Annotated in this window: 20 protein-coding genes; 6 read left to right on the top strand and 14 right to left on the bottom strand. The window is 67.8% G+C overall.

Translation table 11 applies throughout. The features are described 5' to 3' along the window. Positions 1 to 52: 52 nt before the first annotated feature. Positions 53 to 1,108, top strand: coding sequence for a tartrate dehydrogenase (locus tag QZ647_RS09275; protein ID WP_291271885.1), 1,056 nt, complete (start codon positions 53 to 55; stop codon positions 1,106 to 1,108). Between the two features lie 63 nt (positions 1,109 to 1,171). Further along, positions 1,172 to 3,400: a hypothetical protein gene (locus QZ647_RS09280; RefSeq protein WP_291271886.1), complete on the top strand. Its 2,229-nt coding sequence runs from the start codon at positions 1,172 to 1,174 to the stop codon at positions 3,398 to 3,400. Between the two features lie 39 nt (positions 3,401 to 3,439). On the opposite strand, the gene QZ647_RS09285 is transcribed toward QZ647_RS09280, so the two are convergent. Beyond that, positions 3,440 to 3,934, bottom strand: a complete 495-nt coding sequence (locus QZ647_RS09285; RefSeq protein WP_291271887.1) for a hypothetical protein — start codon at positions 3,932 to 3,934, stop codon at positions 3,440 to 3,442. Beyond that, complete coding sequence (mazG, locus tag QZ647_RS09290) at positions 3,934 to 4,725, bottom strand: nucleoside triphosphate pyrophosphohydrolase (protein ID WP_291271888.1); 792 nt, start codon at positions 4,723 to 4,725, stop codon at positions 3,934 to 3,936. The genes QZ647_RS09285 and mazG overlap by 1 nt, the downstream gene beginning before the upstream one ends. A gap of 105 nt (positions 4,726 to 4,830) precedes the next feature. Here mazG and QZ647_RS09295 point away from each other — a divergent pair, with 105 nt between their 5' ends. Continuing rightward, complete coding sequence (locus tag QZ647_RS09295) at positions 4,831 to 5,610, top strand: hypothetical protein (RefSeq protein WP_291271889.1); 780 nt, start codon at positions 4,831 to 4,833, stop codon at positions 5,608 to 5,610. Positions 5,611 to 6,497: 887 nt separating this feature from the next. Here the strand turns inward: QZ647_RS09295 and QZ647_RS09300 are convergent. Beyond that, positions 6,498 to 8,462: a L,D-transpeptidase family protein gene (locus QZ647_RS09300; RefSeq protein ID WP_291271890.1), complete on the bottom strand. Its 1,965-nt coding sequence runs from the start codon at positions 8,460 to 8,462 to the stop codon at positions 6,498 to 6,500. A gap of 120 nt (positions 8,463 to 8,582) precedes the next feature. Here QZ647_RS09300 and QZ647_RS09305 point away from each other — a divergent pair, with 120 nt between their 5' ends. Beyond that, complete coding sequence (locus QZ647_RS09305; RefSeq protein ID WP_291271891.1) at positions 8,583 to 8,954, top strand: diacylglycerol kinase; 372 nt, start codon at positions 8,583 to 8,585, stop codon at positions 8,952 to 8,954. Here QZ647_RS09305 and QZ647_RS09310 read toward each other — a convergent pair. Next, entirely contained in the window at positions 8,932 to 9,690 is a 759-nt protein-coding gene (locus tag QZ647_RS09310; protein WP_291271892.1) for a phosphatase PAP2 family protein, read from the bottom strand. The genes QZ647_RS09305 and QZ647_RS09310 overlap by 23 nt on opposite strands. 231 nt (positions 9,691 to 9,921) lie before the next feature. Next, the gene (locus QZ647_RS09315; protein WP_291271893.1) at positions 9,922 to 11,868 is read right to left on the bottom strand and encodes an aconitase family protein; all 1,947 of its coding nucleotides are present in this window, start codon (positions 11,866 to 11,868) and stop codon (positions 9,922 to 9,924) included. Positions 11,869 to 12,033: 165 nt separating this feature from the next. Between QZ647_RS09315 and QZ647_RS09320 the strand changes: the two genes are divergently transcribed. Continuing rightward, a complete protein-coding gene (locus tag QZ647_RS09320) occupies positions 12,034 to 12,825 on the top strand; it encodes a VOC family protein (protein WP_291271894.1) in 792 nt (263 codons plus the stop codon). Positions 12,826 to 12,912: 87 nt separating this feature from the next. On the opposite strand, the gene QZ647_RS09325 is transcribed toward QZ647_RS09320, so the two are convergent. From QZ647_RS09325 to QZ647_RS09360, 8 genes are all read right to left on the bottom strand, one after another. Next, positions 12,913 to 13,260 carry a DUF1292 domain-containing protein gene (locus QZ647_RS09325; RefSeq protein WP_257308213.1) on the bottom strand — a complete coding sequence of 116 codons (348 nt, stop codon included), beginning with the start codon at positions 13,258 to 13,260 and terminating at the stop codon, positions 12,913 to 12,915. A gap of 87 nt (positions 13,261 to 13,347) precedes the next feature. Continuing rightward, complete coding sequence (gene flgA, locus QZ647_RS09330) at positions 13,348 to 14,025, bottom strand: flagellar basal body P-ring formation chaperone FlgA (RefSeq protein ID WP_291271895.1); 678 nt, start codon at positions 14,023 to 14,025, stop codon at positions 13,348 to 13,350. Positions 14,026 to 14,030: 5 nt separating this feature from the next. Next, positions 14,031 to 14,819 (bottom strand): flagellar basal-body rod protein FlgG, encoded by a 789-nt coding sequence (flgG, locus tag QZ647_RS09335; RefSeq protein ID WP_286355579.1) that lies wholly within the window; start codon positions 14,817 to 14,819, stop codon positions 14,031 to 14,033. A 44-nt stretch (positions 14,820 to 14,863) separates the two neighbouring features. Next, positions 14,864 to 15,607 carry a flagellar hook-basal body protein gene (locus QZ647_RS09340; RefSeq protein WP_291271896.1) on the bottom strand — a complete coding sequence of 248 codons (744 nt, stop codon included), beginning with the start codon at positions 15,605 to 15,607 and terminating at the stop codon, positions 14,864 to 14,866. Between the two features lie 131 nt (positions 15,608 to 15,738). Continuing rightward, positions 15,739 to 15,942 carry a cold-shock protein gene (locus tag QZ647_RS09345; RefSeq protein ID WP_286355577.1) on the bottom strand — a complete coding sequence of 68 codons (204 nt, stop codon included), beginning with the start codon at positions 15,940 to 15,942 and terminating at the stop codon, positions 15,739 to 15,741. A 196-nt stretch (positions 15,943 to 16,138) separates the two neighbouring features. Next, positions 16,139 to 16,927: an NlpC/P60 family protein gene (locus QZ647_RS09350; RefSeq protein WP_291271897.1), complete on the bottom strand. Its 789-nt coding sequence runs from the start codon at positions 16,925 to 16,927 to the stop codon at positions 16,139 to 16,141. A gap of 26 nt (positions 16,928 to 16,953) precedes the next feature. Further along, positions 16,954 to 17,979, bottom strand: a complete 1,026-nt coding sequence (locus QZ647_RS09355; RefSeq protein WP_291271898.1) for an alpha/beta hydrolase — start codon at positions 17,977 to 17,979, stop codon at positions 16,954 to 16,956. Positions 17,980 to 17,993: 14 nt separating this feature from the next. Then, positions 17,994 to 19,022, bottom strand: a complete 1,029-nt coding sequence (locus tag QZ647_RS09360; protein WP_291271899.1) for a DUF2911 domain-containing protein — start codon at positions 19,020 to 19,022, stop codon at positions 17,994 to 17,996. Between the two features lie 281 nt (positions 19,023 to 19,303). Between QZ647_RS09360 and QZ647_RS09365 the strand changes: the two genes are divergently transcribed. Then, entirely contained in the window at positions 19,304 to 21,373 is a 2,070-nt protein-coding gene (locus QZ647_RS09365) for a hypothetical protein (RefSeq protein ID WP_291271900.1), read from the top strand. A 34-nt stretch (positions 21,374 to 21,407) separates the two neighbouring features. Here the strand turns inward: QZ647_RS09365 and QZ647_RS09370 are convergent, their stop codons facing one another. Next, a complete protein-coding gene (locus QZ647_RS09370; protein WP_291271901.1) occupies positions 21,408 to 24,332 on the bottom strand; it encodes a hypothetical protein in 2,925 nt (974 codons plus the stop codon). Positions 24,333 to 24,334: the final 2 nt, after the last annotated feature.

Here is a 24,334-nt window from a genome sequence, read left to right on the forward strand (position 1 = left end):
GCATTCGCACACCAATTAGATACATTTGCAGGTTTCTTCACAGGAGGACGCCATGCGTGATTTCAGGATCGCGGTCATCCCCGGCGACGGCATCGGCAAAGAGGTGGTACCCGAAGGCATTCGCGTGCTGGAGGCCGCCGCCGCGAAGCACGGCCTTCGCTTCCGATGGGATGAATTCCCTTGGAGCTGTGAGCACTTCCTCCAGCACGGCCGCATGATGCCTGAAGACGGCCTCGACCAGATCCGCCGCCACGATGCCATCTTCCTCGGCGCCGTGGGCTTTCCCGGCGTGCCCGACCACATCTCCCTGTGGGGCCTGCTCATCCCCATCCGTCGGGGCTTCCGCCAGTACGCCAACCTGCGTCCCGTGAAGCTCATGCCCGGCGTGCCCTGCCCGCTCGCGGGCCGCCAGGTGGGCGACATCGACTTCATGGTGGTGCGGGAGAACAACGAAGGCGAGTACTCCAGCATCGGCGGCCGGCTCTACGAAGGCACCGATCAGGAGATGGCCGTGCAGCAGAGCGTCTTCACGCGGCAGGGCGTGGATCGCATCCTGAAGGTGGCCTTCGACATCGCCCAGTCGCGACCGAAGAAACACCTCACTTCAGCCACCAAGTCCAACGGGATCGCCATCACCATGCCCTACTGGGATGAGCGGGTGAAGGCCATGTCCGCGGCCTACCCGGAAGTGAAGGTCGATCAGTTCCACATCGACATCCTCTGCGCCCAGTTCGTGCGCAACCCGCACTGGTTCGATGTGGTGGTGGGCTCCAACCTCTTCGGCGACATCCTCTCGGACCTTGGCCCCGGCTGCACGGGCACCATCGCCATCGCGCCCAGCGCGAACCTGAATCCCGAGCGCGAGTTCCCCTCCATGTTCGAACCCGTCCACGGCTCGGCGCCCGACATCTACGGTCAGGGCATCGCCAACCCCATCGGTCAGATCTGGGCCGGGGCGATGATGCTCGACCACCTGGGCTGCCCCGAGGCCGGCGCCTCAGTCATGGCCGCCATCGAGACGGTCCTCGCCAGCGGCCTTCGTACGCCGGACATGGGCGGCCAGGCCCGCACCACGGACATGGGCAAGGCCATCGCCGACGCGGTGTGACCCTATCGCGACGAGCTCAGTCGCCTATACTGTTCCGGCCTTTCCCCCTGTCCCGGAGCCGCTATGTCCATGGTGACCGTCCTCTCCTGCTGGACCATCCAGGCTGAAAAGGGCCGCCGGCTTTTCGGGAAACCCCTGGCCCTGATCGCGACGGGCCTTCTATTGGCCGCGGCACTGGCCTGCGGGAGCCGGAACGGCGGGACCCAGGCCGCCGCCCCCACCCCGACGCCGGCCCCGACCATCAGCTCCTTCCGCGCGCCCTCCTACCTTCTCGGTGGCTCCTCTTCGGCCCAGCTGGCCTGGCAGGTCACCGGGGCCACCAGCCTGACCCTCGACCAGGGGATCGGAACCGTCACCGGTTCCACCTGCTGGGTTCATCCCAACCAGACCACCACCTATACCCTGACGGCCAGCAATGCCGGCGGGAGCGTCAGCGCCACCTGCACGCTGACAGTCTTTCCGGCGACCGCCGGTTCCGCCAGCCTGCTGGCGAGCATCCCCAATGCACCCGTCGTCGATGGACCCGCGGCCTTCGCCAGGTTCAACTACACCTCGGCCGTGGTGGCGGACCCCTCCGGCAACCTGCTCATCGCCGACTACGGGAACCGGGCCATCCGCATGCTCTCGCCCCAGGGCCAAGTGTCGACGCCGCTCCCTGCCCTGCCCCAGGGAGGTCCGTCGTACATGACCATGGGGCCCTCCGGGAATGTCTATTTCTTCGTGGGATCCTCGCTGTGCCGCTTCAGGCCCGGGGGCGCGCCGGCCACCCTGGCGGGCGTTCCCGACCAGGTGGGAAGCGCGGATGGCGTGGGGGCCTCGGCCCTCTTCAACGGTCCCAGGGGCCTGGCCGTGGATGCCGCCGAGAACATCTATGTGGCGGACACCGGGAACCACACCATCCGGATGGTCACGCCCCAGGGGCAGGTGAGCACCCTCGCCGGATCGCCCGGGATGACGGGACGCATCGATGGGACCGGGGTTTCGGCCCGGTTCCTCCGGCCGAGCGGGCTCGTGGTGGATGCCTCCGGCAGCCTCCTCGTGGTGGACAGCGGCAACGGGGCCATCCGGTCGATCACCCCAGGAGGGGTCGTCACCACCCGCGCCCCCTGGCCGACCACCCTGCCCCTCTGGAATCCCAACGCCCTGGCGCTCGGCCCCGACGGTAGCCTGTTTGTGGGCGGAGAGAACGCCATCGCCAGGATCACCCCGGCGGGCGCGGTCTCGATCTTCGCCGGTGCGGAAGGGAAATTGGGCTGGATCGATGGTCCCGGGGCCACGGCCAGGTTCTCCACCATCTCCGGGTTGACCGTGGATGCCACGGGGCAAGTGCTGGTCGCCGACTACCAGAACAGTGCGATCCGCGCCATCAAGCCCGATGGCGAGGTGACCACCCTGGTGGGCCAGCGAAGGCCCGCCCTTTTCGGTCCCGTGAACTTCGGCATGGACGCCGCAGGCAATGCCTTCCTCCCGGCCAGCAACAACACGATCCTGAAAATCACCCCCTCTGGTACCGTCAGCACCTACGCCGGAGTTCCCAACCAGAGCGGAGCCCTCGATGGGCCGGCCTCCCAGGCCCTGTTCGGCGCGGCCGTCAGCACGACTGTCGACGGGGCCGGCAATGTCTTCGTCACGGATGCCCTGAACGCGACCCTTCGGAAGATCACGCCCGCCGGGCAGGTCACGACGGTGGCCGGCGCCGCCGGCCTTACGGGGACGCAGGACGGCCTGGGCTCCCAGGCCCGGTTCACCGCCCCCGCGGGACTCGCCGCCGATGCCCAGGGCAACCTCTATGTAACGGATGGCAACGCCATCCGGCGCGTGGGCCCCGACGGCCTGGTCACCACCCTCGCCGGAGCCGCCGGGCAGGCCGGACTGACCGACGGCACCGGCACCTCGGCGAGGTTCGACCGTCCCTACGGCCTCGCCGTGGATCCATCAGGCATCCTTTTCGTGGCGGACTGCGGCAATGCCGCCATTCGCCGAGTCAGTCCCGAGGGGGGGGTGACCACCCTCCGGTTCACCCTGGGCAGTGCGGGCAGCGCCAGCGCGGCTGATGGGGGCAAGCTCCTCTACGCCCCCTCCGGCATCGCCGTGGACCGCAACGGCAGCATCCTCGTCCAGGACATCGGCGGGCCGGGGCCCTTGCAGATCTCCTCCAGCGGCGTGGCCTGTCGGGTTCCGGTCTTCAACACGCCCGACACCCTGAACTTCACCGGCTCGGGTCTCGCCCTCCGCAATGGGGTTCTCTACACCGCCTCCGCCTGGGGTGTCCTGCGGCTGAACCTCAACTGATCGGTCGCTGCGCTCGCGGCGCGACCTTATTCATGGATATCAGCGAGGCCGGATCGGCCCCTCCCCGGGCGGACCGCCTTCCTGACGCCGTTTCACCAGGTCCTGGAGCCGCCGGGCGGCCCTGCCGCGCAGGCGGATCAGGCGGCCTTCCGGCCCCAGCCGGAACTCGGCGGCGCTCATGAAGGCCCAGGTGGAGGCGTTCGCCTCCTTCTCGATCCGGATCTGGTCCCAGGGGATGGAGGCCGGCCCCTGCCACCAGGCGGGCTGGAAGGGAAAGGGCTGCTTCAGGTGCAGGCAGCGCCGCCCCACCTTGAGGGAGATGGGCGAGTGCCCCCGCAGGGCCCCGAATTCGATCTGCTGCCAGCCCAGGTTCCTCTCGATGGGATCCGTGGGATCAGCCGGGAAGGCCGCGTAGAGGGCCGGAAGGCCCATGAGCCGGTTGGTGAGCCAGGACACCCCCAGGAACACCACCGGAATGAGCAGCAGCACGGCGGGCGGCGGCGGGGTTCCACCTCGCGGGGCGAGCAGCGCCATCATGGCTTCGCCTTCCGCTTCGCCGCCTGCCAGGCTGTTTCCATCTGATCGAGATCGCGATGGTCCCAGCCGCCGGCGGCCTGGGCGTCATCCTCCACGGACTCGAAGCGCCCCTTGAAGCGGATCATCTGGCGACGCAAGGCGGCGTCGGGATCCACCCCCTTCTTCCGGGCCCACTGCATGAGGCTGAAGAGCACATCGCCGAACTCCTCCTCCACGCGCACGGGGTCTGATTCGGCCTGCAGCTCGGCCACCTCCTCCTTCACCTTGTCGAGGACGCCTTCGAGATCGGGCCATTCAAAGCCCACCTTGGCGCAGCGCCGGCCGATTTCCAGGGCCTCGTCCATGGGGGACATGGAAGCCGGGATGCCCTCCAGCAGTCGGGGCTCCGATTCGGGCGCCAGCCCCTTCTCCTCGCGCTTGATGGCGGCCCAGTTGCTGAGCACCTCTTCGGCGCCCGCCACCTCCACCTCGGCGAACACATGGGGGTGCCGGCGCACCAGCTTCTCCACCACCGCCCGCTCCACCTCATGGAGATCCCAGGCGCCGCGATCCGCCGCCAGCTGAGCGTGGAAGGCGATCTGCAGCCAGAGGTCACCGAGCTCCTCACAGAGGTGGGCCTCCGTGGCGGCATCCCCGGGCCGGTGCGCCGCCAGCGCGTCGAGCACCTCCGCCGCCTCCTCACGGAGGTAGCGGGCCAGGGTCTGGTGGTCCTGCTTCAGGTCCCAGGGACAACCGGTCTCCGGCTTGCGGAGCGCGGCCATGACAGCGCGGAGGGTCGAAGGCGTCATGGTCCCAGTGTAGGCGAGAGCCCCCTTTCGGTGCGGCGGGTCCCGAAAAGCCCTGGCACGAAATACCTGTCTCGACTACTTTCTAGCGATCATCCGAGAGGTCGTATGTTCCGTGCGTGGTCCCGCCCCCTGGCGCTGTGCCTTCTCCTGCTGCCTGGGAGTGCCTTGAGCTCCCAGGGATTCGCAGACGAGATCCAGGTCTACACCAACGACATCCAGAAACCCGGGAAAGTGGGGCTGGAGCTGCACCTCAACCGGATCCTCCAGGGACCGAAGGAGGCGCCGCCTGGGCTGCCCTTCAACGGGTCCTGGAACCTCACCCCCGAGATCTCGTACGGGCTCCTGCCCTCTCTGGACATCGGCCTCTACCTGCCCACGGCCCTCGACACGGACCACCACTACCGGTTCTCGGGGCCCAAATTCCGCCTGAAATGGCTGCCCATCCGGGGCGCAGGTGAGGAGGCCGCGGGGCCCTTCCTCGGCCTGAACCTTGAGGTGGCCCGCACAAACCGCAGCTTCTCCGACCTGCGCTGGGAGACCGAATTGCGCGGCCTCGCGGGCATCCAGGGCCAGGACTGGCTCCTGGCCGTGAACCCGGTCTTCACCTGGCCGCTGTCCGACGGCCAGGGGCGCGGCACCCCGGATTTCGCCACGGCCTGGAAGGCCACCTACACCCGGTGGAAGACCGCCGCTCCGGGGCTGGAGCTCTACCTTGACCACGGCCTGCTGAATCAGGTGGATCTCTCCCGCGAGCAGAGCCAGCGCCTGTTCCTGACGCTCGATGTGGACCACGCCCCTCTCGTGTTCAATGTGGGTCTCGGCCGCGGGCTCACCGCCGCGTCAGAGCGATGGACCCTCAAGTTCATCTTCGAGTTCGCATTCTGAGTGCCCCAGGAGGAGGGGCGAAGGGCTGGCCTCCCTAATCGATGCGGCGGTAGGTGCGAGGTTGAGACGGTGGTTCTGTGGATGGGGGCTGATTCCCACGCGGTGTCCCTGTGATACGAAGACTTCCTTCCGCCCCGAGCTCAAACAGTGCGTCCTGTTGTACCTGGCCCAACCCTGTCCGAAACCACCACCGACCGGAACCCCATGGGACGAACCGACCACCTGTCCAAACGATCTCAGACATCCCAGATGCATCCCCCCAAGGTTGGCGCGGCGTGAACCGGATCACCGTCCGGTTGATCGACTCGGCAAACCGTTTCTCCACTTCCAGGAGTTGTCCTGGCCCGTTCGATTCGACGGCTTCCCACTTACCCGCGAGAGGCTCAGGGGGAAGTGTCTCACCCACGCTGAAATCCCAACCGATCGGACCTGGGCGAGGCAAGATGCGCTTGTAGGTTTCCACCGTTTCTTGGCGATCTGAACCCCCGTTCCAATCCGACCGACAGCTCCGGATTTCCAAAGTCACATCATCCAAGAGCTTCATCCGCCCTTCCCGCCAATCAAGCAGCCAGCCCATTTCAAGGAAGTTCCATTCGCGGCCGGATAGCGTATTGAACCGGAGCCTTCGGCCGTATTCGCTCGGCAAGGGCCACCCAAACGGGGGGTACACATTGTCGTAGGGCAAGTGAACATAGTGGCTCAAGGTGATGTAGAGATAGGATCTGTACCTTGGAGCGTCTGGTTCAGAAGCAAGCCTCCACGCGCCCTGAATGACTCCCGGCGTTTCCCTCACTTGATAGGCATTGAGTTTGGCAGCCGCAGCATCGGCACGCTTGGCAGGCTGATCCGCAACCTGCACGCAGACACTCAGTGGAACGAGGAACATCTTAGTCTCGCCTCAGAGATGGGTCAGATCGTTCAAGATCCTGCAAGATGTTCATCGCTAATGCGGTGAGCGAGGGATCCCGTGCGCCCATGATGAGGATCAGGTCTCCCGCCCGCGCTCCCTCGGAGAGCTGTGTCGCCAGCCATTCCCGTGAAGGCGCGAACGCCGCAGCTACGCCGCGGGCCGTGAGGTCCGCCACGACCTCGGCAGAGCTGATGTCCCGGGCGGCGGTGCCCCCCGCGTAGAAGACCTCCAGGAACCAGAGCCGGTCGCCGGGTGCCAGTTCCGCGGCGAAGGATTCCACGAAATCGGCGCGGAGGAACTTGAGCGGACCGTAGCCGTGCGGCTGGAAGACCGCCAGCACGCGACCACCGGCGGCCCCCACGCGCAGGTGCGCGGCGCGGATCGAGGCGGCCACCTTGGCCGGGTTGTGGCCGAAGTCATCCACCACGGTGACCCCGCGCCGCGTGCCCAGCACCTGGAACCGCCGGGCCACGCCCTGGAACCGGGCCAGCGGTTCCACCATGGCGGCCAGGGGCACGCCCAGGGCGTGACAGGCCGCGAGGGCGGCCAGAGCGTTCTCGGCGTTGTGGCGGCCCGGCACCGGCAGGCGGAACGGCACGCCCTGCACCCTGAAGCAGGATCCTTCCAGCGCCAGCTGCAGGGCCTCCCCGCGGAGGCCGGCCTCGGACCCGAGGCCGAAGACCATCCCTCCTTCGGCGAACTCGTGCAGGTTCTCCGACTCGCCCACCACGACGGTCTCCCGCAGCTGGGCCCGGAAGGTGCGGAACATCTCCGCCACGGCCCCCATTTCCTTGTGGTCCCGCTGCAGGTTCAGGATGACGCCCACGGCCGCGTGGTAGCGCACCACAGAGCCATCGCTTTCATCGGCCTCGATGATCAGCAGATCGGAGGTCCCCGCCCAGGCATTGCCCCAGCGCCCCTCGCGCTGCAGCGCCACCAGCTCGCCTCCTGTGATCACGGAAGGATCCCGGCCCGCGCCCCGCAGGATCTCGAAGATCATGGCCACGGTGGTGGATTTCCCGCTCGTGCCGGTCACGGCCACGGTGCGGTAGCGCGCCACGAGGTGCGCCAGCAGCTCGGAGCGGTGGATCACCGGTACCCCCAGGCGCCGGGCCGCGACCACATCCGGCACTTCCTCCTCCACCGCGGTGGACACCACCAGCGCGGCGCAATCGCCTTCCAGGCCCGAGCCATCCTGGGAATGGATCGCCACACCGAGGGCTTCGAGCTGGGCCCGCGCCTCGGGCCGCTGGAGCCGGTCGAAGCTGCGATCACTGCCGCTGGCCCGCCCGCCTTTGAGGGCCACGAACTGAGCCAGGGCGCTCATGCCGCTGCCCGCCACGCCCGCGAAATGCAGGCGGCCCAGGCCCAGACCGTCGCCGGGAAGATCCTCGGCAATGAGCACCAGGTCCCCTTCCGTCACGCGCTCGAAGAGGTCGGCCACCTCGGCATTGCCCATACGCACGCAGCCGTGGGAGACGGGCGAGCCCAGCTGAGACTCCTGGTTGGTGCCGTGCAGGTAGATGAACCGCGCCAGCGAATCCCGCCCCGGGCCCCGGTTCCAACCCTCCTCCAAGCCATCCAGAGTGAGCACCCGGGTCAGGATCAGATCCTCGTCGCGCGGCTCCCCCCGCCACACCTCACCCGTGGCCACGCGGCTGCGGAAGACGGCCCCCGATTCGGCCCCCGCCCCGATGCGCGCCTGGATGCGGTGCCAGCCCGTGGGCGTGCGATAGGAGTTCTCCTCGCAGCCCAGGCCGTTCTTCGCCGTGGAGATGACCGCTTCGAACAAAAGCCGGCCATCCTCCAGAAGCCCGAGGTGCTGGCGGGCCGTGTCCACCACCAGGATCCTGGTGCCTCGCTCCGGCACCGGCGCCCCTGCGCGCGCAAGACCCCCCAGCAGGAGGGCACGGTAGCGCGCGGCAGCGACGGGGTCGGGCATCGAAGAACTCTCGGGAAAACGGGTGGACCCGCGGATTTCTCAGGTTCACATACTTTGAAAGAGAAGCGCTAGGCTCGGGAAACGGCGCTGTCACAATGGATCGTTTCCGGCAAGGACCGCATGAAGAACCAGCCGTTTCCCAAGCGATTCTCGTACAGCCTCCAGGGGATCCGCACGGCCTGGCAGCTGGAAGCCAGCTTCCGCTTCCAGAGCCTGATGGCGGTGGGGGTGATGGCACTGCTGGTTGTCCTGCGCCCTCCGGCGATCTGGTGGGCCCTGCTGCTGCTCAACTGCGGCCTGGTGCTCGCCGCCGAACTCTTCAACACGGCCCTGGAACACGCCCTCGATCATCTGCATCCGGAGATCCACCCCGCCATCAAGATCTCGAAGGACTGCGCCGCCGGCGCCGTCCTCGTCTTCAGCCTGACCGCGGTGGGGACCTTCCTGGCCTTCGTCTGGTCGATGGCCGTCAGAACACCATGGCCACGCTGACGCCGTAGCCGCCCGGTTGGAAGATGGGCGAGAAGGACATGGACACCTTCCGGCGCGCATCGGCCCGCAGGGCTTGATTGTGGGCCACCACCGCCTTGCCCACGAAGGTGCCGATCAGGCCCCCCGCCACCACATCGGACAGGAAGTGCTGCCGCTGTTCCACGCGCGACAGGCCCACCAGCCCTGCCAGCCCATAGGAAAGGCCGGAGACCCAGGGACGGTCCGCGTGCTCGGAGATGACCGAGGCCAGGGCAAACGCCTGGGTGGTGTGACCCGAAGGGAAGGACGCCCCGCCGTTCAGGGGGTGGAAGTCGTGGGTGCCCTTGCCTTCGTTGGGCCTCGATCGCCCGGCCACGGTCTTCAGCGGAATCGTGAGCAGGAGCTGGGCGAGCCCCATCGTCACCATGGTGTCGATGCCCGTGGCCCGCACTTCGGGATCCTTGAAAGCCACTCCCGCGAGGTAGGTGCCCCCGGCGATCAGCACGCTGGGCGTGCCCCCGAGCTTCTGCACATCCTTGGCGGCGCGATCCCAGGAGGCGGTGGCGTGGTTCGCCATGAACCGGTCTGCCGAGCGGTCCAGCAGCAGACCCACGCCCACCACCGCCGCGGCGCCCGTTCCGACCGCGACCCAGTCCGAGCGGTCCCAGCGCACCGGGGCGCTGACGACATGCCCCGCATCGTCCAGCAGCAGCCGGGGCAAATTGGAGAAGCGATCAGGATCCGAAGAGGAACCCATGGCCAAAGTCGCCGGAGCGGATTCCGGAACCTTGGGGGCCGGGGTGGAGATGGGAGCGCCCTGGCTTGGAATCGGGACTTCCGCCCACAGCCAACTCGAGGACAGGAGCAGAGAACAAAGGCGGACGGATGACATCAGTGGGGATCTCCGGCGGGTGGCCCGGCGCGCCTGGGCCCCGGGGTCTACCCAGCCACCTTACCGGGCTCCCCGACAATTTTGAGCCGGTCTTTCTCAAGGCCCCGTGATGCGCCCTGCCAGCGCGCTGGCGGCGACGGTGGCCGGACTGGCCAGCCACATCCGGCCCGGCCCGCTGCGGCCCGGGAAGTTGCGGTTGATGGCGCTGATGGTCACCTGGTCCGGGCGGGTGGAGATGCCGGGGCCCGCGTTGATGCAGGCCCCGCAGGAGCTGCCCAGCACCACGGCCCCCACGGCCTCGAAAGCCGCGAGCCAGCCCTGCTCAGCCGCATGGCGGCGCACATCCTCGCTGCCGCACTGGACGAAGAACTGCACGCCCTCGGGCACCCGCCGCCCCTCGGTGGCAGCCGCCTTCACCACCTCATAGGCCCTGTGCAGGTCTTCGCGCTTGCCGCCGGTGCAGCTGCCCAGGTAGGCGATGTCGATGGATACCGGTTCGCCCAGGTCCGCCAGGGCCACCCCGTTCCCCGGGTCGCCGGGCCGGGCCAGCATGGGCCCCAGGGCCCCGCAGTCCACGGTGAGGGTCTGGGCGTAATCGGCCCCCTCGTCGCCGACCATCCAGGATTCCAGCACCAGGTCCACGCCGCGGCGCTCCTGCACGAAGCGCACCGTCTCCCCATCCGGCGCGATGAGCCCCGTGAACCCGCCGATCTCCGCAGCCATGTTGGTGAGGGTGGCCCGCTCGTCGGTGTCGAGGTCCGCCAGGGCCGGACCTTGGTACTCCACCACATGGCCGATGGCGCCGCCCTCGCGGATGAAGGGCTGGGCCAGGAGGTGCAGCACCAGGTCCTTGGCGGAGACACCGGGACGCAGCCTGCCCTCCAGCCGCACGCGGAGCGTGGGCGGCACCGTGACCCGCACATCCCCCGTCACCCAGGCGCAGGCGATGTCCGTGGTGCCGATGCCGAACGCGAGACAGCCCAGGGCCCCGGCGTGGGGCGTGTGCGAGTCCGTGCCCACCACGACCTGGCCGGGACAGGCGTAGCGCTCGGTCATGATCGAGTGGCAGATGCCCTCGCTGCCGGAACCGTCGGGCAGTTCGCCGTGCAGGCGGATGCCATGCTTCGCGCAGAAGGCCTCCTGCGCGGGCTTCAGGCCCTCGGCCACCTTCAGCAGGCCCAGGGCCCGGTGCTCGGCCTTCATGCTGTGGTGCAGGAAGGTGAGGTGGTCCCGGAAGGCCAGGATGCGGGCCGGATCCCGGAGGGCGGCCCCGGGCCCCAGGGCCTTCTCCAGAAAACGGGCGGCCATCGGGGTCACATACTCATGGCTGAATCGCCAGTCGGCCTTCACGAAGAGGCCGTCGCCGGGCTTCACCGCCGGAAGCCCCACCTGCCCGGCCGCCGCGTCCACCACCGCGTGGCGGGCCAGCAGCTTCTCGGCATAGGTCATGGGGCGCGGGCCATGCGAGGGCAGGGGCGGCACCACCTCTCCGGACAGACGGGCGGCGTTGTAGGCGAAGAGCCCGCCGCGGCGCACGATCTCCGCCGTGACGGAATCAAGGCCCTCGGTGAATTCGGCGAGCGGGATGGCCTCGCCCCGGCGGATCCGCGGAATGAGGCCGAAGTCGGTGCTGGTGAGCAGGCCCAGGTTCTGGGCGTTCTGACGGTAGATGCGCTCGAAGCTCTCCGCGATCACGAGGCGGAGGCCCGCGCACAGCTCGGCGTAGGGGCTGGCCTCCCGGCTGCTGCCCTTGCCCCGGCGCCGGCCCGCCACGCTGACGGCGAAGCCGCCCGCGCGCACGGAGCCTTCCTTCACCGGGAAGACCTCGCCGCACTTCAGGCCCAGGTAGGGGAAGTCGCCCAGCTTCTCGTCGAAGTGGTAGCAGATGAAGGCCGGCGTGATCTCGTCGGTGCTGATCTGGTCCCGCAGGGGGCCTGCTTCGGCAGGATCCAGGTCCTCGCCAGCCAGCTGACGCGCCATCGCGGCGGGATCTTCCGTCAGGAAGAGGATCCGGCCGGGGAAGAGGATCGGGTCGTTCAGCATCGGTTCAGCTTACGCCAGGGGCGGCTTGAAACCCGGAGGCCCGTGGTGGCCGAGGGGCCGCCCTGAAATTGAACACCTGTGAATCGCATTCGGCCTTCATCCTTTTTGCGTATTGTCCCTCTCGGAGAACCGCTTCATGCTGGGGCCCCACTTCCGGAGGTGATCATGGCCCAGGCCACTCTTCCCGCGATTGGAACCTTCTGCTGGCCCGAGTTGGCCACCACCGACCTCAAGGCCGCCCAGGCCTTCTACGGGGATCTGCTCGGCTGGCGCGCCCGCGAGGTCCCCAGCTCCATGGGGAACTACGCCATCTTCTCCCTGGGGGACCGGCAGGCGGCGGGTCTCTGCGCCCAGGGCGAGGAGCAGCTCAAACACGGAGTCCCCCCGAACTGGCTCTCCTATGTGTCCGTCACCAGCGCCGACGCGACGGCCGCGAAGGCCAGGGAACTGGGTGCCCAGATTCTCGCGGGGCCCTTCGATGTGATGGAGGAGGGACGGATGGCCGTGATCCAGGATCCGGCTGGCGCGGTCTTCGCGATCTGGCAGCCCCGGAACCACAAGGGCGCCTCGGCGTACATGGAACCCGGCGCCTTCTGCTGGACCGAACTCGCCACCACGGATGCCCAGGCCGCCCAGGCCTTCTACCCGCAGATCTTCGGCTGGACCGCCAAGCCGCCCAGCGACCCCGCCATGCCCTACTTCGAGTGGGTGCTGGAGGGAACCCACTTCGGCGGCATGATGGAGATCACCGAGCACTGGGGGCCGGCCTGGAAGGAGATCCCCTCCCATTGGATGATCTACTTCATGGTCAAGGATGTGGATGAGCGGACCGCCCAGGCCCAGGCCCTCGGCGCCACCATCCGGGTGCCCCCACGCGACATCCCCAAGGTGGGTCGCTTCGCCGTCATCGCGGATCCGCAGGGGGCCGTCTTCTCGCTCTTCCAGGGTACGCTCTAGACCATCAGCGCACCCCGTTTGGCCAGAAGTCGAGACATGGCAAGGCCCCCGGATGGGGGCCTTGCCATGCCGGCGTTCTGCCTCCGGTCAGTCCTTCTCTTCCTCGGCCTTGAGCTTGGCTTCCTGCTCGTCGAGGTGCTTCATGAGGCGCTCGGCCAGCTCTTCGTCCTCGAGGGGCGTGAACATGTCGTCCTTGACCTCGAAGATCTCCAGGCTCAGGCCCTCCTCGGGATCCGCAGTGCCCTCTTCCTGGGCCTGCAGCTCGGCCAGGGGCGCGAGGATGGCGAAGTTCCGGCCTTCGAACTCGAGCTCTTCGAGAATCGCGAACTCTTCCTTCTCGCCATTCTCGTCTTCGAGTTCAACGACTTCGATCTCGAAGGAATCGTCGTGATCGTGGTTGCAGTCCGGTCCGTGTTCGTGACCCTCGTGAGCCATGGGCTCCTCCTTGCGCAAGGGATCAGAATACGGCCCGGGCCCTTTCCGGCCAAGGGAATAAGTGCGGGGCCCCGCCCTGGCTGGGGCCTACGGGAGCTTAGCCTCGCCCGGTCCGGTGATGACGGCGGTGACCTGCCGCCGGGCCCCGGGAGCCTCCAGGCGCACCCGGTCCCCCAGGCCGCCCCGGCTGCGGGCGGTGGTGTCCAGGGTGATGCTGAGCGAATCGTGGGTGGCCGTCAGGCGCACCTTGTCGCCGGACTGGACCAGGGGCACGGGCTCCAGGTCGGCCCGGGTGAGGATCTTCCCGGAGATCACTGAGCGCATGAGGCGCTGACCCTCGGGAATCGCCGTCAGGGCCCCCTCCGGGGGCACGCCCTCGAAGGGGCTGGACTCCACCTGGTCCGCGGAGAGTTCGGTCTTGCGGGCCAGGTCCCCCTTGGCGCGCAGCACCGTGCCCACCCAGCTGCCATCCAGATCCACCCGGGCCATGCCGACTTTTTCGCCGTCCACCTTGAGGGCCACCACCACGAAGAACCGGCCCAGGGGCTCGCGCTTGCTCAGGTGGGAGGGCTCGAAGGTGAGGGCCCCGGCCCGCACCACCGGCACCCGGGGAGGCTGGGCGATCTTGAAGGTGTGCGCCCCGCCCAGCTTGGCCGCCTCGGCCTGGGCGAACGCCACGGCCGCATCGGCCAGGCGCTCGGCCGGGGAGACGGGCGCCTGAGCCACCAGGGCCGGCGCGAGGAGGAGCAGGGCCGCGGTACGCATGAGATCTACCGCTTGAGGTTGTTCAGCAGGCTGAGCATGTCGTCCACGGTGCGGATGGTCTTCGAGTTGGCCTCGTAGGCCCGCTGGCCGATGATCATGTTCACCATCTCCTCGGCCACATCCACATTGGAGACTTCCAGGAAGCCCTGGTTGATGGTGCCCAGACCGTCCGAGCCGGGCGTGCCGTCGATGGCCTCGCCGCTGGCCAGGGTGGGCTGCAGCAGGTTCCGGCCCAACTGGTTCAGGCCCGTGGGGTTGACGAAATGCGACAGGGTGATCTGGCCCACCTGCTGGGGCTGGGTCTGGCCGGGCTGGGTGACGCTCACGGTGCCGTCCCCGGCGATGGTCACGCTCAGGGCGTCCTGGGGGATGGTGATCTGGGGATCCAGCAGGTAGCCCGCCGAATTCACCAGGGCGCCGTTCTGGTCCGTGGTGAAGCCGCCATCCCGGGTGTAGGCCAGGGTGCCGTCCGGCTGGGTGACCCGGAAGAAGCCGTCGCCCTCGATGGCCATGTCGAAGCGGTTGGCCGTCTGGCGCAGGTTGCCGGTGCTGAACTGCCGCATGAGGCTCTGCAGCTTCGCGCCGTGGCCCAGCTGGATGCCGGCCGGGATCGTGCTGCTGGTGCTGGAGTTCGTGCCCGCCAGGTTCACGGTCTGGTAGAGCAGATCCTGGAACTCCGCCCGGGCCTTCTTGAAGCCCGTGGTGTTCACATTCGCCAGGTTGTTGGAGATGGTGTCCATGTTGTACTGCTGGACATTCATGCCCGCCGCCGCCGACCACATCGCTCGCATCATGAGAACCTCCCGGTCAATTCACTGAAATTGTTGAAGACTGAGGACTAGCGGGTGATCGCGACATCGTTGATCGAGCGCGAATCGAGATCGTTCGTGAGGGTCGAGGCCACCTTCATGCTCAGCTCGAAGAGCCGGTTCAGGCGGATCATCTCGACCATGGTGGAGGCCGTATCCACGGCGCTCTGCTCCAGGTGACCCTGGGTGACCGTGCCCGTGACGGGGGCCTCCGCCGCCCCGGCAGGATCGAAGCGAAGGGCGCCGGTGCGCTTCAGGGCACCGGGTTTCTCATAGGCCTTCAAGTCCAGCTGGCCCAGCACCTGCTCCTTCTGGGAGACGGTGCCGTCGGCCGTGATGGAGACCGTGCCGTTCTTGGGGTCGACGGTGATGGGCTGGCCGTTTTTGCCCAGCAATGGGCTGCCGTCCATGGCCTGGATCTGTCCCCCCTGGCCCATCTGGAGGCGGCCATCCCGGGTCGCCCGGTCTCCACCGGGGGTGCGCACCATCAGGAAGGCGTTGCCTTCGATGGCCACATCCAGGGAACGGCCGGTGGCCCGGAGGGCACCCTGCGTGGTGACCACGCCGGTCTCCCCGAACACCACCCCATCGTTCACGCTGCCGCTCAGGGGCAGCTTCCGCCCGCTGCCCGCGGCCTTGTTGAAGACGGCGAAGAAGGGCTGATCGGGCTTGTAGCCCACGGTCGCCGCATTCGCCAGGTTGTTCGCCACCACATCCAGCTGGAAGGCCCGAGCCTTCAAGCTGCCAGCGGCGACATAGTATCCGGAGTCCATTAGGCACCTCTCGCCCAGCCAGCGACCGGGACAGGAGGACTACCGCCAAAGGGATGCCAAAAGGAGGATCCCGGGGTGCAAAAGCAAACCGGCCTCCCGAAGGAGGCCGGTCCGATGTTGAACAGTATGAATTACAGCTTGTTGACGTTGGTCGCCTGGGGGCCCTTCTGGCCCTGACCAACCTGGAAGCTGACGCGCTGATTCTCGTCCAGGGTGCGGAAGCCCGTGGTCTCGATCGCGGAGTGATGAACGAACAGATCCGCACCACCGTCATCGGGGGTGATGAATCCGAAACCCTTTTCGGCGTTGAACCACTTGACGGTTCCCTGAGCCATGTTGCCTACCTATGTTCTTTGTCCTGGATGTAGATGCATTGTTCCTTCCAGGCGAGGCTGCAACGCTTGTTCTGCCCGCACGACTGACGGGCAATCCACAGTATAGGCCGGTTCTGCATCCAATTTTCAAAAAATCGACAGCCAATCGCAATTGATGCTCAAACCCCGATTCTGGGGTCGGTTCTAGAGCCAGTTCTCAGAGATAGGTCCGGGCCCCCACGAAGGCCTTCTGGTAGTAGCGGTCCGAAAGCTGATCCTGACAGATCCCGCGCCCGGCCGAGGGGGCGTGGATGAAGGCCCCCTGCCCCACATAGAGCCCCACATGGCTCACCCGCCCACCCCCCGGGGCGAAGAACAGGAGGTCGCCTGCCCGGGCCTGCCCCAGATCCACCGGGCTGCCCACCTCGAACTGGGCCTGGGATGAGCGCGGCAGCCGCAGCCCGTTCAGCCGGTAGACCGCCCCCGTGAGGCCGGAGCAGTCGAACCCCCGCTCCGTGGTGCCCCCGAACAGGTAGGGCACACCCAGGTAGCCCCGGGCGGTCTCCACCAGACTGGCCCGCAGGCCCCGCTCGTCCGTCGGGTGGACCTGCGGACGGCCCGAAGCCCCCGGGGCCGAACCGTCCGGCGCCACCACCCAGAAGGCCTCGATCACGCCTGCGCGCGTCAGGGCCTCGCCCCTGGCCCGCGCCTTCTCCCGGGTGGCAAAGTCACCGAAGCGCACCCGGTAGAGGCCTTCACCCGAAGCGTAGTAGGTGGCCTCCAGTCCCTGGGCCTGCAGAGATTCCGCGAAGCGCGCGGCGTTCTCCACCTTGGCGAAGGCGCCCGCCTGCAGCGTGTAGCCCAGGCGGGGGAGGGCTCGCGCGACCACGCCCCTGGGCCGCTCCGGCGAGGTCCGCTCCGGCAGGGGGCGCGGCGCGCGGCTGCAGGCCGCCGTCAGCACCAGCAGGGCCATGAGGATCTTCCCGGCTCCCCGCCCCATCTTCATGGTTCCGCCTCCGAGGTCCTGCCCGCCTACTTCAGGAACGCCAGCAGCGCTGCGTGGAAGCGCTCCGGTGCCTCCAGGTGGGGGATGTGGCCCACGCCATCGAGCGCCACGAGCTTCGCACCGGGGATGGCGGCCTGCGCGCGGCGCCCCAGCTCGGGATAGCGGCCCAGCGTGGCCAGCACCTCGGGCGTCAGCGCCCCGCGCCCCAGCGTCGTGCGGTCCGCCTGCCCGATGACCAGCAGGGTGGACACCGTGAGGCGCGGGAAGTCCTGCACCACGGGCTGGGTGTAGATCATGTCGTAGGTCAGGGCGGAAGCCTTGGCCGCCCGGGGCCACTCGCCGCTGAGCGTGGCCCGCCACGCCAGGTCGGCCCAGAGGCCGAACTCGGGCCTCCAGGTGGCAAAGTAGGTGCGGTAGAAGCGGTCCAGCCCCTCCCGCGTGGGCGTGAGCATGGATTTGTAGGTGGCGTCCACGCTGGTGAAGGGCACCTTCACGCGGTAGTCCTCCAGGCCGATGGGGTTCTCCAGCACGAGCCGCACCGTGGCCGCCGGATAGAGCAGCGCGTAGCGCACCGCCAGCATGCCGCCCATGGAGTGGCCCACCACCGTCACCTTCGCCACGCCCAGACTGTCCAGCAAGGCCTTCGTGGTCTGCGCCAGCAGCTCAAAGCTGTAGTGGAGGTCGGGCTTGGGTGACCGGCCGAAGCCGATCTGGTCCGGCACCACCACCCGATACCCCGCCGCCGATAGAGCCTGGATCGTGCCCGCCCAGTAGGCCCCGAAGAAGTTCTTCCCGTGGAGCAGCAGCACCGCCTGGCCGTTGGCGGGACCCGTTGGCGCCACATCCATGTACGCCATCCGCAGGTCCTGCCCCTCCACCGTCACCGGGAAGAAGCGCACGGGATGGGGATAGGGGTGGTTCTCCAGCGCCACGCCCAGGGGTTCTGGAGCAGGTTCCTGGGCGAAAGCCGGGGCGGCGAGCAGCAACAGGAGGGCGAAGATGGCGCGAGGCATGGGCCGGAGCATAGCAAACCGGCGCGCCCCGTGTGCCATGCCCTCCACCCCGCCTACTTGAGCTTGTCGAGTTCGCCCTGGATGCGAAGGCGCTGGTCTTCCTGCTTCACCTTGTCGAGGGCCCGGCGGTAGTTGGCGATGGCCTGGGCCTTGTCGCCTTTGAGGGCATAGGCCTCGGCCAAGCTGTCGTAGACATTCCAGGAGTCCGGGTGATCCTGGATATTCCGCTGGAAGAGGGCCAGGGCCTCATCCACCTTGTTCTGTCCCAGCAGCGCGTAGCCCAGCTGGTTGACCTCCAGCTCCGTGGCCTTCGCCAGGGCCTTCGCCCGCAGGGCCTCGGCGCCCTGGGTGTCCCCCTTCTTCTCGAGCAGCGCGGCCTTGACGCGTGCCCCCGCAAAGGTCTCCTTCAGCGCCAGAGAGCGGTCCGCCCAGGTCATGGCCTCATCCAGGTTCACCTCGCTGCGGACGCACCAGCCCGCGGCGGCACTCCAGCTTTCGGGGAAGAACTGGTGGAGGCCCCGCAACTGGTCCCGCAGGCTCTGGACCACGGCCTGCTTCGTGTCCACCGCCAGCGGGATGGGCACCCGCAGCTTCTCCCAGCGCAGCGACAGGGTGACGCCCATCTCCGTGGGGTCGTCGAAGGTGAAGGCCAGGCGCTCCGTGGGCTCGGCGGCTACGGGGGTCACCGTCATGCGGGCCAGGTCCTCCTTCGGCGTGTAACCGTAACTTCCCCAGCCGTGGGACTGGCTGCTGAAGATCACCGTCCAGGCCGTGGCCGTGGGCACCATGTGGAGGCCGTAGCGGCCCGCGGGCAGCAGCGTGCCGCCCACGCGGACGGGGGTGGAGAAGGCCACGACCGTATTCTCGTTGGCCCCGGCCCGCCAGACCTGACCGTAGGGCACCAGCCCACCCCAGACTTTGCGGCCCGCCACCGCAGGGCGGTGATACGACACCTCAAGTTCCGTCACCCCTACCGTCTGGCGGACCATCGCCTGGGGGCTGGCCTGGGGAAGTGTGAGTGGCGGCGCCTGGGCGACGAGCGCGGGGGCGATTCCCAGAAGGGTTAAGGTGATGCGACGCATGGAACACCTCCGGAGAGAATCCTGGGCCGAAGCCTCCAGGATCGAGAAGGGCACAGGGACGACCCGTGCGATTCCAGGGGTGGGTCTCTGGCCCTGCTTCGTCACTCGTGGGACCATAAAATCAGATCTTCGCCTCTATGCCTGAACCGCACCCCTGCACTCTTGGGTTCCACCTCCCACGCGGAGCGGCTCAGACCGTGACATGAGCGGGCTGCCTCACACCCTAGTTCACGGTCCGCCAGGCCGCGCCCTTACCACCTTCTTTCTCCCGAGCCTTCACCATGCGTCCATCTAGGCCCTTGCTCTCGAGTCTCGCGGGTTTGAAAGAATGGCTGGTGGCCGTGGCTGCTGTCCTCTTCCTGTCGGCCCTGTCGGGGTGCGGCGGCGGGTCCGGGGGATCCGCTGCTCCCGCCAAGGTGCAGCAACCCGTCACCTTTGCCTCTAGCCTGACCCTTAAGCAAGGCTCGGGCTTCGACATCATCCAGTTGGATTGGGTCAGACCCACCGCGACCTACGACGGCTTCCTGCTCGAGGCCAGCGTGGCGGGTGGCCCCTTCCAATCGCTGACGAACGACATCCTCCCCGGGAATTGGGAGAGCATCATCCTGACTTTCGACCCGAGCACACCCGAGCTGCTGGATCTCCAATTCCGGATGTGCGCGGTTCGTGGCGGCGTCAAATACGAGTACACCAATGCCGTTCCCTATTTCAGGGGTCTGCGCCCCGCTTCCCAGGTGACGGCGGCCCTGCTTCGGGGAGGGTTATTCATCAATTGGACGAAAGCCTCCCTGGCAGCGGATGCCGTCCGGGTTGAAAGGGCCTTGCTGAACCCTGATGGCAGCTTCAGCGGCTGGCAGCCTCTCGCACAACTCGGTGCCGATGCAGTCTCGTTCCTCGATCAGGATCTCGTGGAAGGCACCACCTGCTCCTACCGGGTTACCTATGCCAAGGGCACGGTTTCAAGCGCTCCGGCGCTGACCACCGCGCCTCCCATACCGGTCTCCTCCGTGATCGCCTTCTCCGCCACCGCTCAAGCGGACGGTATCCATCTCGGGTGGAAGAACCGCAGCAGCCTCGCCACGGAGATTGTGGTGTGGAGGTCCCCGGGATCGGGGAATGGCTACGCGTCCACCTTCGTCACGGACATCGCGCATCTGTCGCCAACTTCCAGCACCTTTGTGGATGCCCTGAACACTCCCGGTACCTACGAGTACTATCTCGAAACAAAGACCGCGACAGCCTCCGTCTGGTCCCCGATTGCCCAGGCTCAGTACCAGGTTCCCAATGCGCCCATGGTGTCGGCCCAGGTCCTGTCGCTTCCGACCGCGACCTGGATGTTCCGGTCAGGCCATGGAACGACCTGCCTGAGCCTTGACGACAAGGCTTCCCCAGGAGTGCGGATCTTCAACGGGTCCACCTGGGACGCGCATCCAGCCCTGGGAGCCCTGTGGCTCTATCCCTATGTCCGATTCGATGCCTCGGACCATCCCCACTTCGTGTCGCTGAAGCCAGTGGGCGGGTTGTGGGTGGAGTTCGACCTGATCCACGAGTGGCACGACGGGGTCCAATGGCAGTCCGAGCCCATCCTCACTCGGAAGGTATTCACCGGCTCCGCCTTTGCTTCCAGTGGCAATGCCTTCGAGCTGGATTCGTCCGGGCAGATTCACCTCCTCCTCGATGAAAGCCAGGAACAGCGACCGTCGACCACCTCTCTTGTCTACATCCACAAGGGCGGCTCAGGCTGGCTCGATGAATCGCTGAATGTCCTCGCGGCCCAGTCCTACAACCGGGTGACGCTCGCCATGGATCCGTCGAATGACCCTCATGTCGTCATCTGGGGCTCCGACGGAAATGGCTTCGAACTGTCTCGCGCCTCCGACGGCACTTGGACTTCCTCACTTCTTCCCATCACCCAACCCAGCAGCGGAGCCTTCAGCAAGCTGGTGTTCCCTGCCCCCGATCGCGCCCTGCTCGTCTTCGACCGGATCGCACCCAGCGGCCCTCCACTCCCGGATGTGGACCTGATGTGCATCGAAAAGGTCACCGGCACCTGGCAATCGCCGTATCGACTGGGGGCCGCTTCCGTCTTCGGCCTCCGCTACGACGGGGACATTGCTCTCTCCGCCGACCGGTCCCGGATCGCCCTGCTCGCAAACGCGTCCACCGACCGCCTTCTCTACCTCTTCTCCAAGGGCACCTGGATACCCCTCGCCTTGAGCCCCCGCTTCATCGGTTACGAGCGGAATCCGGCCCTCGCCTTTGATGACACGGGCCGGGTGACCATCTTTGGGCGGGACTCGCTGACGACAGGAGCCACATCGACCTATACGATCCTGAAGGAGACCCCGTAGGGTCTGGGATCACGAGCGCGCCACGCTTCTCTGATCACCCCACCTCGAACACCGCCAACCCATCCTGCAGGGTTGTCTTCCCGCGGACGGATACGACCTCCCCCACCCGGAAGGGGCGCTGGCGGCGCTTGAGGACATCGGGAAAGGCCACGGCTTCGCAGAGGTCGGTGTCGTCCTCGAAGGTGACGAACTGCATGCGGTCACCCCCCTCCGTGCGCACCTCCTTGTCCGCCACCACCAGGGCCCAAAAGCTCAGGCCGCGGCCGGGCTTGCTCTGACCCACATCCGCCACACGGTCGGGCCCGCCGCCCTTGCGCACCCGGGAGAGGGCGGCGGGGTGGATCTCCAGGGTGAGATCCATGGTCTGCAGCTCCAGGTCCGCGCGGTCGAAGGCGTCCGTGGGGCGTGGGCGCACCCCGGAGGGCACGCCACCGAGCCGCGCCCACATGAGACGCGTGCGGTCGCCATCCGGCGCCCAGCGGTCGAAGGTCCCGGCGGCGCAGAGGGCCTCGGCAGTGGTCACGGAGGGCTTCACGCGGCCCAGCAGGTCGTCCAGATCCGCGAAGGGGCCACGCTGTTCCCGATCCTCCAGCAGCTTCTCCACCTCCTTCGCCAGGGCGCCCTGCACCTGCATGAGGCCCACACGCAAGGCCTGGTCGCCCTCCGCCGTGAAAGCCCAGGCGGAGGCGTTGGCATCGGGCCCCCGCACCACGAGGCGGTGGCGGCGGGCGTCGCCCAGGTAGGCGATGGCGGGGTAGTAGCCGCCCTGGTTGGTGATGACCGATGCGAAGAACGCCGCCGGGTGGTGGGCCTTGATCCAGGCGCTCTCGAAGCTCACCTGGGCGTAGCTGGCGGAGTGTGGCTTGCAGAAGGAGTAGCCTCGGAAGGTGCGGATCATGTCCCAGGCCTCATCCACGGTTGAAGGCTGCACGCCCTGCACGGCACAGCCTCCGCGGAACCGCGCCTCGTAGTAGGGCAGCTTCTCCTCACAGTCCGACCGGCCCAAGAGCTTGCGGAGCTGGTCGGCCTCGTGGTGGCTCCAGCCCGCCAGCGCCACGCAGACCTTGATGACATCCTCCTGGTAGACCAGCACGCCATAGCTCTCGGACAGCAGCTGGTTGAACACGGGATCACTGGGTTCCCAGGCCTCCTCGCCGCGACTGCGCTTCACATAGCGGTCCACCCAGCGATAGGCGGCAGGGCGGATGAGGCTGCTGTGGATCACCAGTGTCTCGAAGCCGCCCTTCCGCACCCGCTGCTGGAGTTGCCGCGTGGCGGGACTTTCGGCATAGAACACGCCGATGCTGTCGCCCCGGGCCAGCAGGGCCTGGGTGTCGGCGTCGCCGCGCGAGTGGGTGCCGGGATCCTTCGGCACGCGGTCGCCCAGCACCTCGTAGGCATCGCGGATGACGGCGAGGCTGCGGTTGCCCAGGAGATCGATCTTCACCAGGCCATAGTTCTCCACGCCATCCTTGTCCCAGGTGGTGGTGGACACATTGTCCTTGGCGGGCGCGGGCTGGAAGGCGGCGTGCTCCCAGAAGGGACCGGGCGTGACGACGGTGCCGCCGGGGTGCACGGAGAACTGGTGGAAGTGCCCCTTCAGCGCCAGAGCCTGGCGCAGGATCGTGTCCCAGGCGGGGTTCTCGGCGGCGCGGACCAGGCCCCCTTCCCAACCGCGGACATAGCGGGCCAGCTGCTTGAGCTCGCTGTCGGGCCGCCCATGGGCCTGGGCCACGGCCCGCAGGGCGCCCTTGGCCTTGAAGAAGGCGTGGTTGGCCACCATCGCCACGCGGTTGCGGCCGTAGCGCTCGAACACCTTCTGGATGACATCCTCCCGCTCGTCCCAGGCGAAATCGATGTCCATGTCCGGCGGATCCTTGCGCTCCTTCGTGAGGAAGCGCTCGAACATGAGGTTCGTGGCCACGGGGTCCACATTGCTGAGGCCCAGGGCGTAGCTCACCAGCGAGGCGGCGCCGCTGCCCCGGCCGCAGATGCGGGGCATGGCACCCTGCGCGGCATGCACGATGTCCTCCACCAGCAGGAAGTAGCGGGCGAACTCCATGCTGGAGATGAGTTGCAGCTCCCGCTCCATGCGGACCAGCACCTCGCCGTCTGGATGCTTGAACCGCGCCGCTACGCCCGCCCGCACCTTCTCCCGCAGGAGGGCGTCGAGGTCCGCGCCTTCGCGGCCCAGGGGGTCGGCCAGCACCCACTTCCCCCAGTGCATGTTCCAGCCCGAGATGCGCTCCAGGACGGCCGCCGTGGCCCGTGCTACGGCGGGCTCGCCGAAGGGGAAGCGGGCCTCCCAGTCGGCGCGGGGTACGGCGGCATCCAGGGGGTCCCACAGGGCCTCGGTGCGGACGAGCGTGGCCTGCTGGTCGATGGCCCGCTTGAGCCGGTGCATCTCCAGCCCCTCGGCCGTGCGGAACCGAAGCACCTGGGGCGCCACCACCTCCAGGCCCGCCGCCAGGGCCTTGCGGGCCTCCTGGGCGCGGCGGGGGTGGGCCAGCAGGGCGCCGTAGAGCCCCTCCCGCAGCAGGGCATCCAGCCCCGCCAGATCCTCGGCCAGCAGCACGCAGTCCTGCGGCGGTTCGGGAGCGCCCAGGCCGGGAATCTCCGACCCCGGCGCCGCGTCATGGGCCTGGGCCGAGAGCAGGCGGTTCAGGGCGGCGTAGCCCGCATCCGTGAAGGGCAGCGCGCCGTAGCCGTGCCCCCGCCAGGTGAAGCGGCTGCCCAGGTGCAGGCGGAAGCCCGTCCACCGGGGATCCGGGGACAGGCCCTCCAGCTTCCGAGCCTCGTGGATCCACTCCAGCACTCCCCGCAGCTTCGGATAGCCCGCCACGCCCCGGTCCCAGCAGACCAGGTCGCGGTAGCCCAGCTGGCGCGCCAGCGAAAGGAGCTGCTTTGCCGGGTAGACGCCTTCACCAATGGAGAAATCGGAGATGCCAAGGGCGAACATGG

Source organism: Geothrix sp., assembly GCF_020622065.1.
Lineage (GTDB): Bacteria > Acidobacteriota > Holophagae > Holophagales > Holophagaceae > Geothrix.

Coding starts and splice junctions, on each gene's coding strand:
- QZ647_RS09275 (WP_291271885.1), top strand. CDS start 53: ATGCGTGATTTCAGGATCGCGGTCATCCCCGGCGACGGCATCGGCAAA.
- QZ647_RS09280 (WP_291271886.1), top strand. CDS start 1,172: ATGTCCATGGTGACCGTCCTCTCCTGCTGGACCATCCAGGCTGAAAAG.
- QZ647_RS09285 (WP_291271887.1), bottom strand. CDS start 3,934: ATGGCGCTGCTCGCCCCGCGAGGTGGAACCCCGCCGCCGCCCGCCGTG.
- mazG (WP_291271888.1), bottom strand. CDS start 4,725: ATGACGCCTTCGACCCTCCGCGCTGTCATGGCCGCGCTCCGCAAGCCG.
- QZ647_RS09295 (WP_291271889.1), top strand. CDS start 4,831: ATGTTCCGTGCGTGGTCCCGCCCCCTGGCGCTGTGCCTTCTCCTGCTG.
- QZ647_RS09300 (WP_291271890.1), bottom strand. CDS start 8,462: ATGCCCGACCCCGTCGCTGCCGCGCGCTACCGTGCCCTCCTGCTGGGG.
- QZ647_RS09305 (WP_291271891.1), top strand. CDS start 8,583: ATGAAGAACCAGCCGTTTCCCAAGCGATTCTCGTACAGCCTCCAGGGG.
- QZ647_RS09310 (WP_291271892.1), bottom strand. CDS start 9,690: ATGGGTTCCTCTTCGGATCCTGATCGCTTCTCCAATTTGCCCCGGCTG.
- QZ647_RS09315 (WP_291271893.1), bottom strand. CDS start 11,868: ATGCTGAACGACCCGATCCTCTTCCCCGGCCGGATCCTCTTCCTGACG.
- QZ647_RS09320 (WP_291271894.1), top strand. CDS start 12,034: ATGGCCCAGGCCACTCTTCCCGCGATTGGAACCTTCTGCTGGCCCGAG.
- QZ647_RS09325 (WP_257308213.1), bottom strand. CDS start 13,260: ATGGCTCACGAGGGTCACGAACACGGACCGGACTGCAACCACGATCAC.
- flgA (WP_291271895.1), bottom strand. CDS start 14,025: ATGCGTACCGCGGCCCTGCTCCTCCTCGCGCCGGCCCTGGTGGCTCAG.
- flgG (WP_286355579.1), bottom strand. CDS start 14,819: ATGATGCGAGCGATGTGGTCGGCGGCGGCGGGCATGAATGTCCAGCAG.
- QZ647_RS09340 (WP_291271896.1), bottom strand. CDS start 15,607: ATGGACTCCGGATACTATGTCGCCGCTGGCAGCTTGAAGGCTCGGGCC.
- QZ647_RS09345 (WP_286355577.1), bottom strand. CDS start 15,942: ATGGCTCAGGGAACCGTCAAGTGGTTCAACGCCGAAAAGGGTTTCGGA.
- QZ647_RS09350 (WP_291271897.1), bottom strand. CDS start 16,927: ATGAAGATGGGGCGGGGAGCCGGGAAGATCCTCATGGCCCTGCTGGTG.
- QZ647_RS09355 (WP_291271898.1), bottom strand. CDS start 17,979: ATGGCACACGGGGCGCGCCGGTTTGCTATGCTCCGGCCCATGCCTCGC.
- QZ647_RS09360 (WP_291271899.1), bottom strand. CDS start 19,022: ATGCGTCGCATCACCTTAACCCTTCTGGGAATCGCCCCCGCGCTCGTC.
- QZ647_RS09365 (WP_291271900.1), top strand. CDS start 19,304: ATGCGTCCATCTAGGCCCTTGCTCTCGAGTCTCGCGGGTTTGAAAGAA.
- QZ647_RS09370 (WP_291271901.1), bottom strand. CDS start 24,332: ATGTTCGCCCTTGGCATCTCCGATTTCTCCATTGGTGAAGGCGTCTAC.